This window comes from Dendrosporobacter sp. 1207_IL3150 (genome assembly GCF_036763085.1).
Classification (GTDB): Bacteria; Bacillota; Negativicutes; order DSM-1736; family Dendrosporobacteraceae; genus JBAIYU01.
On sequence record NZ_JBAIYU010000010.1, the window covers coordinates 184,939 to 200,893 of the forward strand.

Genomic DNA, 15,955 nt, shown 5'->3' on the forward strand with positions numbered 1-15,955 from the left:
ATGCAAGTAAATTCATGGCTTTATAAGATGGATATTAAGTTTAGTAATTTAAATATCTATTATACTAAATTATCGACGCCTAATAAATTTAGCCTCCAAGGGACGCTTAGCCCTTGGCGGTTGAAGTATTTCGGCAAATATTACACCATTTAGAATCAACGCTGGTTTAAGACTTTTATTCCAATTTGACTCATTATTGCCTAAAGCCGGTTTCACAACCTTTGTTACTGATTCTTTCTCTGGTATATCACTAATAGTATCCTCTTGCCAATATTTTTCCATTATAATTGGCGGGGGTGTTGGAGCGGGCATATAGTCAAAAGTTGGTTCAGGCACATGCTGCTCTGGTATATTGGGAGTCTTTTTTCGTTTTTTGTAATTGCCAATTAAATCGGTTGCGTAATACAGCACCGCAATAATTATAAAAAACAGATCTAAATCCATGGGTTTATCACCTACTTCTCGGATCTACATTTTCTATTCCTCTTGACTTGCTGCCGGTCCTACCTTAGCGATAGTCTCTCTCATTTGTGTATCAGCAAGTACGTTATTCATATTGTAATAGTCCATAACTCCAAGATTTCCATCGCGTAAGGCTTGGGCTAGCGCTTTAGGAACTTCAGCTTGTGATTCTACTACTTTAGCCTGCATTTCCTGAGTATACGCCATCATCTCCTGCTCTTTAGCTACTGCCATAGCTCGGCGCTCTTCAGCCCGTGCTTGAGCTATACGCTTATCAGCGTCAGCCTGATCTGTCATAAGTTGTGCACCAATATTACGTCCGACATCAATATCTGCAATATCGATGGATAAGATTTCAAAAGCAGTACCCGCATCTAGGCCTTTAGAAAGTACAGTTTTGGAGATGTGGTCAGGATTTTCAAGAACATCTTTATGGTCTGCAGAAGAACCAACTGTAGTTACAATACCCTCACCAACACGAGCTATTATCGTTGCTTCACCAGCTCCACCAACGAGACGATCGATATTGGCGCGTACGGTAACCCGCGCTTTTACTTTTAACTCAATACCATTTTTAGCAACTGCAGATACCACTGGTGTCTCGATAACTTTGGGATTTACACTCATCTGTACAGCTTCAAGGACATTACGTCCAGCCAAGTCAATAGCAGCAGAGCGTTCGAAGGATAGTGGTATTTCAGCTCGATGAGCAGCAATTAGCGCATCAACAACCCTATCAACATCGCCACCCGCTAAATAATGAGCCTCTAGCTGGTTGACATTAACTTCTAAGCCAGCTTTGTTGGCTTTGATAAGAGGCAAAACGATTTTGGAAGGAGGCACGCGGCGTAAACGCATACCAACCAATGTAAAAATACCTACATTAACACCTGCTGCAATTGCAGAAATCCATAGACCTAGTGGAACGAAATGCAAGAATAGTGCTATGACCCCTACGACGACAACCATAGTAATTACCGGGAAAATTAATTGAAACATAGTGAACCTCCTAATTTTTATTCAATTGGACGCACAACAATTCGATTACCTTGGACGGCTATAACAATTACTTTTGTACCTGGTTTTATGAATATACCTTCAGAAACTACATCAAGTCTAGCGTCCTCAATAAGGACAGTTCCTGCAGGTCTTAAATAAGTTTCTGCCACACCAGTTTTATTCAAATATGTTTTATAGTCATTTGCACTAACATACCCAGCCTGAGTTGTTTCTGTTTCCTTTAATATAAACCGTGACCAAAACTTGCTATTCGGTAAGTGCTTAGCGATAAACAAGAATAAAATTACGGCCGCAATTAAACTTATAGACATGTTGCTAAAGGCTTGAACATCTCCGCCAAGAACCAGAAATATACTAACAAGAATTGCTATAAGACCAGCAATACCAAAAAAGCCTGCTCCTGGCACAAATAACTCGACAATTATGAGAATAATACCGCCAGCAAATAGAAGTATCTCAACAAAACCAGCGAGACCTGTCAACCACTGGCTGCCGAATAAAAGGGCTGCCGCCGCAATTGCTACAAATCCGGCTCCACTTAATCCTGCTGTTTTTATTTCAGTCATTATCGCTAAAAAAATTATAGATACAAGCGCCGATTGAACAGTGGGATTAGACAACAAGCCTGCAAGTTTTTCCGGCCACTCAGGCGTAAATTCTATAATTGGTGCATCTTGAAGACCGTAATGTTTCAATAAATTAGCTCTATCCTCAGCAACAACATCTGCATAACCGACTTGAATGGCTTGATAATCAGTCAAAGCTAATATCTGCCCAGGTTCGGCATACCCTGTCAAACCAAGAGACTTATCCACCATAGCCTCAGCAACACGGGGATTGCGCCCAGTCCGATTAGCAGTAGCTGCAAATTCTGCTTTTAGTGCCGCAACAGTTTTTTCTGTTGTCGGTATTGGCTCTGCCGCACCGATGCTTCCGCCTGGAGCAATAGCTATATGTTTATGTGAAAGAGCAATTAGAGCTCCTGCTGACCACGCTCGATTTTTGATATAACAAATAGTTTCCACTTGGGATTCTATCATTAGATCACGAATATTGACAGCTGAATTAACAAGTCCGCCGAAAGTATCAATTTCAACTATGACAGCTCTCGCTTGCTGACGTTTTGCTTCAAGCATAGCCCGATGCAGCAGCGCAGCCTGCCCACCATCTATTTCACCCTTAATTTGGACAACTACCACAGGTGAAGGAGTTGCACTGTAACCTATTAGAGTTGTAAATAAGATCAGTAAACAGCACATAAAGACGGATTTACGGAAAACACGACTGAAAAACACGCCATCACCTCGCATTCCTATTGCCGATATCTATTCGCCGCGGAATCGTTCTATTCCTGTACAATAAAAAAAGGCTTTTTCCTTTTTACCCCGAAAATAAGCAATACATTATTAACTTTCCCAGCATATCTTGCCATTATCACCATTCACTTACACCCTAGATTTCCAGGACTTCATACGCAGCAAAAAACCTAATACCAGCATATTTAAGAGTTTAGAATAACACAAGATGGATTGGCGTCCAGCCAATCCATCTTGTGTCTTAAACGCACCCCGGATCTACGGCCAAAATGCTGCAATCTAATTACCCGTCACCATACGTATCTTTAGCGGCTTTTTGATATTTAACAATTAATTCATCTATTTCCTGGCTTAAAAGTATAACTTCTTGATCTAGCAACCGCTCTTTTTTCTCATGAACAAGTCGCTGAAGTTTCTGACGCAGAATTTCAATTTCTTGTGATACTTCTTCTTTTAAAAGCTTTTGCAGATTATACAAAATTATCCTCTTTTCTAAGAAACAATTTGATTATCAAACTTTTACCTGTATCAAAAAATCGTTACTGTGAGGATGAACCCTTAAGTTCCAGTGTCTATATGACACTATTCGCTAGGATATATTTAAATTCCTGCACCGTAGTGTCTTATGCGCACAATAATTGAACTGTTTTCATAGGCACGTTATCGTAAGAGTAAGGAGTGTGACTTATGGAAACTCTTGGCGATAAAATCAAACAACTGCGAAATGATCTAACCCAGGAAGAATTGGCGTCACTGCTGAAAGTAGACCGTTCAACTTTAGCTTCATGGGAAGTTAATCGAAGAGAACCGGATATTGCAACACTTTGCCGCATAGCAAGTATGTTTAATGTAAGCGTCGATTGGCTAGTTGGTCACAGTCCATCTCGAGATTATAAAACTCCAACTAAGCCTGGTATGCTTAACGAGACTTCAAGTACTTATAATAAAGACGAATGCTGGCAGAAAGTAATCTGTACAGCGCAGCAGTATGGATTTGAGCCTGATGCCATACACCAATTAATTGAAGTAAATGCCAAAATAGCTCTGTCTTTAAAGAAGGCATGAAAATTACTGCGCAGCCGTAGAGAAAAACAGATGGTCGTTGACCATCTGTTTTTCTCTACGTGTACCCTTATCAAATTCTTCAACGGCATGAGTGATTTGATATTAACCCCCATCAGCAAAACCCTCTTTAACTTTGACAAGTTCATATTTATCGGCAATTGCCGCAGCATCCAAAGTTCGCCCCAACTTTGGGGACGAAACGGCAAATTCAGTCAGATATTTCCAATAACGTTTGGGCATATGCCCCATGCGGCACTGCGGGTTTTCCCGCCCCTCAATTGCAATGGTATTATAAAACAGTCTCCACAACTCTCGGTAAGCTTGTTCCTCTTCGTCCGGTTCAGGCAATTCCAATTCTTCAATTGGAATAACCATCGATTTATACGGCTTGTATACTAGCGCCATTCCATGCTTTTTATCATAAATTAAGAATCGCTCTTCGGGAAAACGTTCGCAAAAATGCTGCACTAATAACGGCAGTACAAAATTTTTAGGTTCAATTTCTGCTACAAGAACTTTATTCATAACAGAAAACCGAACAAAACCTTTAAAAAGGTGACTCTCCCGTTCTAAATGCCTTACAGCCTTTAGTAAGGTATCTACTGTTTCATCAGTAATCATCTGCATGACAGCTGGGCCACACCGATAGCCCAAACGTAAAAACTGCAAAATTCTCAGTTCCTTTTTGGGTAGGCAGGTAAGAAATGCATGCCTGATAAAATCCAATGCAGCTAATCCGATTTTCTGTGGAATAGACACTAGTACCCTATTGGCTTTATCCGAATCTGTAACGATTACTTTTTCCGAAAAAAGCAGTAAAGAAGACTCTTCCGGCAAAATAATGTCCTCAGGAATTTCTTTTTTGTCATAACTCTCAAACACACAACATAACAGGCCATCAAAGCTCCCGTCATAGCGATAGACTAGATTTGACTTAATCATTTAATTATTCCCTCCAGGGGTAAACTGGGCAATTCCACAGGTGATGGCTCAAAAAGGGTAAGTTGTGCCACCTTTGACTCGGTTAAGCCATGTTCTCGATATAAAGACCACGTCTTTTCTGACATTAAAGCACGGAGAACGGCACTTTTAGTAAAGTTAAGTTCATCCACCTTTTTACCATTGCAAGTAATAAAATACTTAGCTCGTTTAAGAACAACGCCCAGCTTTTTAAGGCTCTCAAACCGCAGCGTAGTCATGCGTCGGGCAATAATAATCTTTTTTGCACTATTTACGCCGATTCCAGGTACCCGCAGCAGATCTTCGTAAGAAGCTCTATTTACTTCTACCGGAAAAAATTCCCGATGATGGAGAGCCCAGTTGCATTTAGGGTCAACAAACGGATTAAAACTCTGGTGCTTATTATCTAAAAGCTCATTTGCTGAAAAACCATAAAACCTAAGTAGCCAGTCCGCCTGATAAAGCCTATGTTCACGCCAAAGGGGAGGAGCTGTATCAGGCGCGGGCAGCAAGGAATTTTCAGCTACCGGCATATAAGCGGAAAAAAACACCCGCTTTAGCTGATATTTCTTATAAAGACTTTCTGCCAAATTTAAAATTTGAAAATCGGTGTCAGGCGTCGCCCCGATAATCATCTGAGTGCTCTGTCCTGCAGGAACAAATTTGGGGGCATGACGATACTTAACGATGTCTGCTGTGTTTTCTTTTATACGATTTTGAATATAACCCATTGGTGCCAGAATTGAATGCTTGGTCTTATCCGGCGCCAAAAGCTGCAGACTTTTCTGTGATGGTAATTCAATATTAACGCTCATGCGGTCTGCCAGTGTACCTAGCTGACTAATCAGCGTACTGTCAGCTCCCGGTATGGCTTTTGCATGGATATATCCATTAAAGCGATACTCCTGCCTTAAAATGCGGAGTGCTTCAATCATTTGTTCACAAGTATAGTCAGGGCTCTTTAATATCCCAGAGCTCAAAAAAAGTCCTTCTATATAATTTCTTCGGTAAAAATTAATCGTGAGGTCGGCCAATTCGCGGGGCGTGAAAAAAGTTCGAGGAGTGTCATTTGAACAGCGGTTGACGCAATATTGACAATCGTAGCTGCAAATATTAGTCATAAGCACCTTTAATAAAGAAATACAGCGACCATCAGCTGAAAAGCTATGGCAAATACCACTAGCTGCCGCACTGCCGATTTGTCCGGCACCAGCTTTTTTATTCGCGCCGCTGGAAGTACAGGCCACGTCATATTTGGCTGCATCAGTCAAAATTTTCAGCTTATCGAATACATCCATGCAAATCAGCTCCTTCGGCAATATTATAATACAGAACATATGTTCTAGGCAAGTTATTACCTAAAGTTAGTAACGCAAAAAAATATCAAAGTATTTGAAAAATATACTACAGGCAGCAACAATAAAAGTATCCATATCTGCGTAAAGCAGTTATGGATACTTTTATTGTGTTTTCTCCCTTGCCATAATTGGACCGGTCGTTGATTAAGTTTTATTAGGCTTCAGCAGCAGCCCTTAAGATACTTTGTTCTAAAACAGTAAGCCCGTGGTCAAGCTGCTCATCAGTGACCACTAAAGGAATCAATAAGCGAATTACATTACTAAAGATGCCGGCACTAATGAGTATTACTCCTTGTTCTAGGCAATACTTTGCCACCTTAGCAGTAAGTTCCTTGGCAGGTTCTTTGGTAATTCGATTCTTTACAAGCTCAATACCAATCATTGCTCCAATTCCCCGTACATCACCAATAACAGGGCATATTTCCTGAAGAGCTTTGAGTCTGGTCATGGTCTTCTTGCCGATTTCTTCAGCCCTAGCACACAGCTTATTTTCTTCGATATACTTAATCGTTTCTAGCCCGGCTACACAAGCTAGGGGGTTACCGCCATAAGTTCCGCCAATGTTGCCTGCGTCTGGTGCATCCATATACTCTGCCTTACCTGTTACAGCGCTAAGGGGAACACCTGCTGCAATTGATTTCGCCGTTGTAATTAAGTCAGGTTCAACGTCCCAATGTTCAACGGCAAACATTTTCCCTGTACGGCCAAAGCCAGTTTGCACCTCATCAGCAATCAGCAATATCCCTCTTTTTTCACAAATTGATTTAAGTCCTGGGAAAAACTCAGGTGGGGGAACTAGAAAACCACCTTCACCTTGCACAGGTTCAATAATCATAGCTGCAATATGTTCAGCATCAATTTCTGCAGTAAAGAATCTTTCAAAGTTTTCTAAGCAATGCATACCACAGCCTGGGTACGTGGAGCGATAGTAGCAGCGATAGCAGTAAGCAGAAGGAACCTTATATATATCCGGTGCAAAAGGACCAAAGCCATATTTGTACGGCTTAACTTTACTAGTAAGACTCATTGTCATGAATGTACGGCCGTGAAAGGCACATTCAAAAGAAATAATCCCTGTTCGCTTGGTGGCGTGCCGAGCAATTTTCACTGCATTCTCAACAGCTTCAGCACCGCTGTTTGCAAACATCGTCTTTTTTAAAGATGGACCAGGTACAATAGAATTCATCTTTTCGGCAAGCTCTACATAAGGCTCATACATCGCTATTGCAAAGAAAGAATGCAGCAGTTTTTCTGATTGTTTCTGTATAGCTTTAACTACTGGTTCTGGGCAATGGCCAACATTTAAAACACCAACTCCAGCATAAAAATCAAGGTACTCTCTTCCCTCTACATCAGTAATTACAGCTCCACTGGCCTTTTCCACAAAAACACCTGTGGAGTTAGCAATCCCACTGGCGACTGCCTTGTTTTTTCTTTCGATAAGCTTTTCCGTCCTACTTTTCTCAGTATTCATTGTAAAACCCTCCCTAATATAAAATTGAAAAGCGCTGAACATATCCTCAGGATAAACTCAGCGCCGTTGCTTTTTTTATAATTTAATTATGTTTAAATAGTATCATAGACGTTCTAAGGCGTCTATGTGAAGGCTTCACAAGATATATAGTATCCATTTGTGAGATTTTACTTGTATATCGTTAGTCAAATGAGAAGATATCATTGGCGATTTGTCTTCCGACAATAACCCCCAACTGCAGCGTTAACCGGTCATATGGATCGTCTAAACTTCTGCTGGTAATTTCCTCAATCTTTCTTAGTCGGTAATCAAGGGTATTACGATGAACAAATAAACGCTTTGCCGTTTTTGCCGCATTACATTTTTCTTCAAAATATACGAAAAGGCTATTCACAAGATCCATTTGATTTTTCCTGTCATATTCATTAAGAGGCTCAATTACTTCTTGATAGTATAGTGCAAGCTTGTCAGAACCAATTTCAAATAACAGCTTGTAAATACCTAACTTCTCATACTCGTATATAGGGTTAGCAGCAGCCTTTAACTTAGAAAAACACCGTAGTACTTGAGTTGCCTGAAGATAACTCTTTCTAGCATCATGCAAACTTTCAAATTTGCCGCCTAATGCTGCTGCAACGGCTAATCCGGGTATTTCTGCAGCTAATCTGTCGAAAACCACTAGCAAAATATCAGAGTTCTTCCGACCTCCAGCGTTTTGATTCTCGTAGGGCATGATCAATACGATATCGTCGGCTAATTGCATTTGAAGAACATTTCTGCCATCAAATCGCAATGTGTCTCGGACAATGTTTTCAAAGCGCGCTTTAAAGGCAACCAAGGATTTTTCATCTTTGACCTTTTTACTCTGCAGAAATTCATTTAAAAGGTCAGGACTTAATATAGCGACCTGATGAGGTTTTGCTAAATCATAACCAAAATAAGCAGCACGCTGAATTAAAACTTCCGGATCAGCCAGCGGGAACAGCAGCAGTTGTTCCAAGAAATCCTTTATCGATCGTTCCTCTGTCTGTTTCATAACAATATGGCTGCATATTTCCCTAGTTACCTCAATAATCTTTACCTCCCAAGGCAATTCAAAAATCGGGAAACGTGCCTGTTCTGCTAAACTGACAACCTCAGCGGGAATTTCTTTTATATAGGGGCCAATATTAACAATAAGCCCTGCTAAATTCTTTCTTATGAGTCCCTTAACAATATCCTTTAGTTTATCTAGGTCGCCGTTCAAACCAATACCAGTTATAATCAAAAGTTCTCCCCCCTGAACCCAGGGGATAACGTCAGGCAAATCGATAAAATGCACCCAGCGTACCAATCTGTCCAAGCCGGACCTTCCGGCCACAATATTCAGTTTGGCTAGGGAAGGCAGACCAATAACTTCACGGCAGCTGATCATACAACCATCCCTCTCTCGATTAAAACGTCTAGAATTTAAAAACGATTAGCTTTTCTTCAGTCATCTCTTTTACCGCGTATTGAGGTCCTTCTCTGCCAATACCACTTTCTTTAATTCCACCGTAAGGCATATTGTCTGTTCTGAAGGTAGCACCATCATTAATTATTACCCCGCCTGTCTCAAGCTTCATGGCGCATAATCTGGCTATTTCTAAGGTATTAGTAAACACGCCAGCCTGAAGGCCGTATACCGAGTCATTTACATAATCGATTGCTTCCTCAATGGTATCATAAGGAATAATTGAAAATATAGGAGCAAAGGCTTCCATACAAACAATATTCATATCTGGCTCAACATCGGTTAAAATGGTAGGTTCAAACCACGCTCCATTCCGGCTTCCCCCTACCAATATCTTTGCCCCTCGAGCAACAGCTTCATTTAGCCACTGCTCAGCTCTTACTGCTTCCTGCTCGCTAATCATAGGTCCAATATCAGTCGCAGTATCCAGCGGATTGCCCATTACTAATTTCTTTGTAAAAGATGCTGCTTTATCACAAAAAGCCTCGTAAACGCTGTGGTGGACATAAACTCTCTGACAAGATATACATACCTGTCCAGCATTAGCAAAAGCATGTTTAGCACACAACTCCGCCGTAACGTTAATATCTGCATCATAGTGAACAATATTAGCAGAATTAGAACCCAATTCCAAAGCAACACGTCTAAATCCGGCATTCTTTAATAAGGTTTTCCCAACAGCCGGACTGCCGGTAAAGCTGTAAAAATTAATACGCTGTTCCTCGGTCAAAAGTTTACCTAGCTTTGAACCTGATCCTGTTACTAAATTTAAGTATCCATCAGGCAGCCCTGCTTCCGCGAAAATTTCACACAGCAATACAGCCGATAGTGGGGTAACAGTTGCTGGTTTATACACTACAGTATTTCCAGCAGCCAAAGCAGGCCCAATCTTATGGCATGCTAGATTCAGGGGAAAATTAAATGGAGTAATCGCGCAGACTATCCCCACTGGCATCCGCATAGTAAAAGCCCAACGATCACCGCAGCCGGGCGCTCCCTCTAGAGGCACCATTTCTCCTGTAATCCTCTTAGCTTCTTCAGCTGAAAGAATCAGAGTCTGCTGGGCTCGCGCTACCTCAGCCATTGCTTCTTTAATAGGTTTACCTACCTCTTTTGCAAGAATTTCCGCCATCTCTACCTGTTTTTCCATTAAAATATGGCTCGCCTTCATTAATATTGTATACCGTTGGTATGGCTCCATTTTTACAGTCTTAAAAGCTCGCTCGGCTGCATCAACTGCCGCCTTTACTGCGGCTTCATCTGCGACAGAAATAAATGCAATGGTATCTCCAGTTGCTTTGTTTATTACGCTAATTTTTTCGTCAGTGATATTCCATTCGCCATTAATAAATAGGCCGTTGTTTTTCATGTCATAACCTCCTTCATACTAATTCTGATTATCTAATTGGGGTAAAAACTAACTAACCTGTAAAATACGCTTTTATCTGTAATTTCTTTTTACTTATCTATTTGAAAAGTACTAGTTAAAAAAATATCCCAGACTTCCTGGCAGCATTCATGCTATCGCGCGTATGCTGCCCATGTGTCCAGGAATGAGATTACTGCGGGCAATAGCTATTTTAAATTATTTGTTTTTCCATCCTCAATTGATACAAAGTAGTCTTGGTTCAATCCAAATTGCTGCAATATATTCATTAGAGTGCCGTCTTTTTTCATATCATTTAATACTTTATTAACTTCAGCATTAAATTCCTTATCCTCAAAGCGTAATGCAGCACCAATTTTACCAGCCGCTTCCGCTTCGTATGGGCTTACAATTCGCAAATTCAAACTTGAATCCTGCTTTAATGTATAACCAGCAACGATTCCATCGGTTACGCATGCATCAACTTTACCTGTATTAACAGCCATCATAAGTTCGGACTGACTGCCAAATATTTTTATATCCTTTGCTTTTCCTTCAGTTACCCATTTTTGAGCTACTTCGAGAAAAGCAGTTCCCTTTTGTCCACCAACAACTTTGTCTTTTAAATCCCCCTTAGTTTGAATGCTGGAATCTTTCTTTACAACAACGGCTTCGCCTTCTTTGTACCAAACGTCAGTAAATAGCGCTTTCTCTAGCCGCTCTGTTTTAATATACATTGCGTCTGTTACCATATCAATACTACCCTTGTTTAGCTCAATCAGTAGGTTCTCAAAAGGGATCTGTTTCATTTCTACCTTGTTAATGCCCAGCCGTTTAGCAATTTCTTTAATAATAACGGCATCAACGCCTGAAAACTCGTTAGTTTTCGCATCAATATATGCAAACGGAGCATCATTGGATGAACCAACAATTAAAACACCTTTTTCCCGCAATTCATTTAGCTTCAAGCTAGCATTAGGATCTTTTTTGACTACAGTTTTTTCAGTAGGTGTCGAAGAACCGCACCCCGTTAAGATCATTGATACTGCAAACATAAGAAGTGCTACTAGCGTAAACTTTTTTAATATATTTCCCATAATTGTCATCCTCTCCTTTTGTTTAATAATATTTGGACTTGTTCAACAAAACTTTTAAGAAATTACTCATCATCGCCTTTCTTTTTTTATTAGCAATATTTAAATGATTATTGTCTCTTTAGAATCACTGTAAAGCGCTAAGACGGCTTTAGTGAAGATCTTGCTTTAATTTTTCAACTTATTTTCAATTATTTTAACAATATATGACAGTGGAATACTGATAACCAAATAGGCTAAAGCCAAGAAGGTATAGGACTCAATTGTCAAAAACGTCTGTGATGCAAAGGTCTGTGTACGGAGCAATAATTCATTGACCGCAACGTAGGCTAAGAGTGATGTATCTTTAACCATCATAACCAGATAGTTACCCAGAGATGGTATTATATTGCGCAATGCTTGCGGCATAACGATACGAAATAGCGCTTGATATTTTCCCAATCCTAGAGCCAATGCCGCTTCAGTCTGGCCGCGATCAACAGAAAGTATTGATGCTCTGATTACCTCTGACATGTAACAGCCATAATTAATCCCAAGTCCTAATATACCGGCAGTCAAGGATGCTATTTGTACATCAGTTTTATAACCAAACATACCAGCTATCAAATTTAATAGCAAAGGAACGACATAGTATATATAAACAAGCTGGACAAGCAGCGGTGTTCCGCGAATCAATTCCAAAAAAAGATATAAAGTCCCTTTTATTACTTTAATATTAGACAGTCTGCCTATTGCAATGATCATTCCTAATAATGTTGCCAGCAAAAAACCAAAAATAGTTGCCTGGATAACAACAGTAAAGCCGTGTAATAGCGAAGGAATTAATAATTCAGCTGCCTTTGTAAAGTTTAGTATCATATCAATCCCTCCTTATAAAACTCTTGCTAAAAATTCCCTAGTTCTCGGATTATCTGGCTGATTAAATATTTTTTCTGGCACACCTTCTTCCACGACATAGCCCTTATCCATAAAGATGACTCGATCAGCTACTTCTCTGGCAAAACCCATTTCATGGGTTACTACGACCATTGTCATGCCCTCGGCAGCTAATTGTTTCATGACTTCCAGTACATCACCGACAAGTTCTGGATCAAGTGCTGAGGTTGGTTCATCAAAAAGGAGCATTTTGGGCTTCATCGCTAAAGCCCGGGCAATTGCTACTCGCTGCTGCTGGCCACCAGAAAGGGTCGAGGGGTACATATGCATTTTATCTGCTAGCCCAACCTTTTTTAATAAATCAATTGCTAATTCATGTGCTTCGTCTTTTTTCATTTTGTTTATTAGGATTGGGGCATAGGTTAAATTCTCTAATACTGTAAACATCGGAAACAGATTGAACTTCTGAAATACCATCCCAACTTCCCGTCGAAGTTTTTTAGTATCTAAATCAGCATCAACAATTGTCCCTTCATAGTACAGCTTTCCGCTTGTCGGTATTTCAAGAAGATTTAAACAGCGAAGAAAAGTACTTTTACCTGAACCGGAAGGACCTATGATACAAACAACTTCGCCTTCCTCAATAAACAAGCTAATACTTTTCAGCACTTCTAAATCACCAAATTTTTTACCTAACTCAGTTATGTTAAACATACTCTCCTCCTCCAATCTAGCTAGTTTTTAAATACTAAGTTTGCCTAAATAAAAACAAAAAAAGCAAAGCACCTTTATAAGCATCTTTGCTTTAGTAATCTCTTATAATCAACTTTTGGGCAACCACCTGTAGGTCTGGCAATATTGGGCCTTGAGTACAAACAAAACGCTATTAGCTGACGCATCAACAATCAGTATGGAATTACCAGAGCTAAAAAATAAAAAAAGCTAAATGACGTAAGATATATCTCTTACCCATTTAGCATCTTTGCTCAGCTTATTTTCTTTACCTATGTTGTGGCTTCATTATAGCAGAGCCAAAACGCAATGTCTAGGTGCATATATAACAATTAAACTTTCGTTTATTTGTGCAAAACATACAAAAAGTTTCTTAAACAGGGGACAGGCATCCAAACTAGAAATAATCTATCCCCCATACAACCTCGCTTTGACTTAAGAGATCCTTTAGTACCTCTAAGACATCCTCTACAACACTAAGTTGATCTTGATGCTCAAAGAAAGCTAGCAAAAATTCATTTACCCCTGCCCAACCCAAAGTTTCGACATTTAGATTGTTGGGAACCCATACCTCATCAACTTCATCATACGATATGCCAATTGAAATATCCGCTGTAGCCCTCTCTAGAAGTGACTTTTCTTGATATTCGCCAAACTCGTCTTCTTCATAGGAAGGTGCTGACTTCAAATATATTTTAATTGTGGCGTCACCCAATCCACTTTGTATAATTTCAAAAGCACCACTCTTACCAGTAAATGACTTTTCCCCTTTGTATTTCATCACTCATGCCCTCCTCTTATTCCTGCGGTTTTCAAACGGAACTGTTACCTTTATGGTTTATATTAAATACCCGAATTACTCAATCATTTGGAAGCTCGTCTAATCCTTCAAACTGCATATTATAATACTTGGCATAGAGTCCATCTAATTTAAGCAATTCTTCATGATTACCCCGTTCTTGTATTCCCTTGTGGCTAATTACAATTATTTCATCTGCGTTGCGAATGGTGCTAAGCCTATGGGCTACCACAATAGTAGTCCTATCCTTCGACAACCGCTCAAGTGAAGCCTGAATAAACTGCTCACTCTCATTATCTAGCGCCGATGTTGCTTCATCCAGTATCAATATTTTAGGGTCTTTTAGAAATACTCGCGCAATAGCAATGCGCTGCTTTTGCCCTCCTGAAAGGCGTGTACCGCGCTCTCCAACATAACTGTCATAGCCATCAGCAAGACTGATAATAAAATCATGGATATTAGCGTTTTTAGCTGCTTCAATAATTTCTTCGTCTGATGCATCTGGTTTCCCATAGGCAATATTATCGCGTACCGTACCAGCAAACAGGTATACGTCCTGCTGAACAATTCCAATAGCATCTCGCAGTGACTTAAGCGTAACATCCCTCACGTCTATGCCATCTATTAGAACAGCCCCCCCACTTACATCATAAAAGCGAGGCAAAATGGAACAAAGGGTTGACTTACCACCGCCGGAAGGTCCGACCAGCGCCACTGTTTTTCCTGCCTTAATTTTTATATCCACTCCGTCCAGCACTTGGCTGTCCTGATTATATCGGAACGAAACATTTTTATATTCTATACGCCCTTTAACATTACTTAAAGATATAGCATTTGGCTTTTCCAAAATTTCTGGTACTGTATTGATAACTTCCATAAATCGTTTAAAACCAGAATAACCTTTCTGAAATTGCTCAGTAAAATTAATCAATACATCTATCGGATTCATAAAAATGCCGATATAAAGAGCATACACAGCAAGATCAGCGACCTGCAGCGTTCCCTGAGAAATAAAATAGCCACCGCTTACCAGTACTGCCGTGTATAGCAGACCTTGGAACAGTCCGTTTCCTGCATGGAAGCTTCCCATGATGTGGTAGCTGCTTACCTTAGAATCCAAAAATTCCAGATTTCTTTCGCCGAACTTTTCGCGTTCTAGCTGTTCATTTGCGAAGGATTTAACAACGCGAATGCCGGAAAGACTGTCCTGCACTCGGGAGTTCACTCCCGCAATTTTCTTCCTGTTATCCATAAACACGGCTTTCATCTTTCTGTTCTTATAAATACTGAATACTATCATGATTAAAGTTACGCACAAAAGTATCAAGGTCATCTTAACATTAAGAAACATAAGTAAAGCAAACGAGCCGATTATTTTTAGCGAACAGATAAATACGTTCTCAGGTCCATGATGCGCCAACTCCGAAATGTCGAACAAGTCAGATACCAGCTTGGACATCATTTCGCCAGTGTTATTACGATCATAATAGGAAAAAGAAAGCTTTTGATAATGGTCAAACAAATCCTGCCGCATATCACTTTCCATTCGTGCCCCCATTATATGTCCCCAGGTAGTTATATAATACTGGCAAGCATAGCGTATTAAGTATAAGGCGACCATTCCAATAGCTACAAAGCCCAGAACCTGCCTAATCTCCTCCACACTGCGGTTAAACACTTCGTGAGTCAAATAATATAGAATCTGCGGGAAAGTAATATCTACTAGCGATACTACCGTAGCACAGACGAGATCCGTAATAAACAACCATCGATAAGGCTTATAATATTGAACAAACTTTGACCACATAGACATACAAGACCTCCGAAGAAAAAAACTTATGCCGTTTACTTAATAGACATATCTTACCACATTACCCATTTCACTGCAAAAAGGCCCGCCATTTAGCGGGCCTTAAGCTTGAAGGACGTACCATTAAAAAT

General features: G+C 40.1%; 15 protein-coding genes. 1 reads left to right on the top strand and 14 read right to left on the bottom strand.

Annotated elements, in window-relative coordinates; all coding sequences use genetic code 11:
* Positions 1-69: 69 nt before the first annotated feature.
* The 4 genes from V6C17_RS04350 to V6C17_RS04365 form a co-directional block, all read right to left on the bottom strand.
* Positions 70-444 (bottom strand): hypothetical protein, encoded by a 375-nt coding sequence (locus V6C17_RS04350; protein WP_333521320.1) that lies wholly within the window; start codon positions 442-444, stop codon positions 70-72.
* Positions 445-477: 33 nt separating this feature from the next.
* Positions 478-1,461: a flotillin-like protein FloA gene (gene floA, locus V6C17_RS04355; protein ID WP_333521321.1), complete on the bottom strand. Its 984-nt coding sequence runs from the start codon at positions 1,459-1,461 to the stop codon at positions 478-480.
* A 17-nt stretch (positions 1,462-1,478) separates the two neighbouring features.
* On the bottom strand, positions 1,479-2,777 hold the full coding sequence (locus tag V6C17_RS04360) for an NfeD family protein (protein ID WP_333521322.1): 1,299 nt from the start codon (positions 2,775-2,777) through the stop codon (positions 1,479-1,481).
* A gap of 304 nt (positions 2,778-3,081) precedes the next feature.
* A complete protein-coding gene (locus V6C17_RS04365; RefSeq protein ID WP_333521323.1) occupies positions 3,082-3,276 on the bottom strand; it encodes an aspartyl-phosphate phosphatase Spo0E family protein in 195 nt (64 codons plus the stop codon).
* A 209-nt stretch (positions 3,277-3,485) separates the two neighbouring features.
* On the opposite strand from V6C17_RS04365, the gene V6C17_RS04370 reads away from it, so the two are divergent.
* Entirely contained in the window at positions 3,486-3,863 is a 378-nt protein-coding gene (locus V6C17_RS04370) for a helix-turn-helix domain-containing protein (protein ID WP_333521324.1), read from the top strand.
* Between the two features lie 102 nt (positions 3,864-3,965).
* Here V6C17_RS04370 and V6C17_RS04375 read toward each other — a convergent pair whose 3' ends face one another.
* The 10 genes from V6C17_RS04375 to V6C17_RS04420 form a co-directional block, all read right to left on the bottom strand.
* Positions 3,966-4,805, bottom strand: coding sequence for a TIGR03915 family putative DNA repair protein (locus tag V6C17_RS04375; RefSeq protein WP_333521325.1), 840 nt, complete (start codon positions 4,803-4,805; stop codon positions 3,966-3,968).
* Positions 4,802-6,121 (bottom strand): putative DNA modification/repair radical SAM protein, encoded by a 1,320-nt coding sequence (locus V6C17_RS04380; RefSeq protein ID WP_333521326.1) that lies wholly within the window; start codon positions 6,119-6,121, stop codon positions 4,802-4,804. Before V6C17_RS04380 ends, V6C17_RS04375 begins: the two co-directional genes overlap by 4 nt.
* A 214-nt stretch (positions 6,122-6,335) precedes the next feature.
* On the bottom strand, positions 6,336-7,655 hold the full coding sequence (gene gabT, locus V6C17_RS04385; protein ID WP_333521327.1) for a 4-aminobutyrate--2-oxoglutarate transaminase: 1,320 nt from the start codon (positions 7,653-7,655) through the stop codon (positions 6,336-6,338).
* A gap of 181 nt (positions 7,656-7,836) precedes the next feature.
* Entirely contained in the window at positions 7,837-9,069 is a 1,233-nt protein-coding gene (locus V6C17_RS04390; protein ID WP_333521328.1) for a PucR family transcriptional regulator, read from the bottom strand.
* 28 nt (positions 9,070-9,097) lie between these two features.
* Positions 9,098-10,516, bottom strand: a complete 1,419-nt coding sequence (locus tag V6C17_RS04395; protein ID WP_333521329.1) for an aldehyde dehydrogenase family protein — start codon at positions 10,514-10,516, stop codon at positions 9,098-9,100.
* 206 nt (positions 10,517-10,722) lie between these two features.
* Complete coding sequence (locus V6C17_RS04400; protein ID WP_333521330.1) at positions 10,723-11,610, bottom strand: substrate-binding periplasmic protein; 888 nt, start codon at positions 11,608-11,610, stop codon at positions 10,723-10,725.
* 165 nt (positions 11,611-11,775) lie between these two features.
* On the bottom strand, positions 11,776-12,465 hold the full coding sequence (locus V6C17_RS04405) for an amino acid ABC transporter permease (RefSeq protein ID WP_333521331.1): 690 nt from the start codon (positions 12,463-12,465) through the stop codon (positions 11,776-11,778).
* Positions 12,466-12,477: 12 nt separating this feature from the next.
* Entirely contained in the window at positions 12,478-13,197 is a 720-nt protein-coding gene (locus V6C17_RS04410) for an amino acid ABC transporter ATP-binding protein (protein WP_333521332.1), read from the bottom strand.
* A gap of 415 nt (positions 13,198-13,612) precedes the next feature.
* Entirely contained in the window at positions 13,613-13,996 is a 384-nt protein-coding gene (locus V6C17_RS04415) for a hypothetical protein (protein WP_333521333.1), read from the bottom strand.
* A gap of 79 nt (positions 13,997-14,075) precedes the next feature.
* On the bottom strand, positions 14,076-15,827 hold the full coding sequence (locus tag V6C17_RS04420; protein WP_333521334.1) for an ABC transporter ATP-binding protein: 1,752 nt from the start codon (positions 15,825-15,827) through the stop codon (positions 14,076-14,078).
* Positions 15,828-15,955 lie beyond the last annotated feature (128 nt).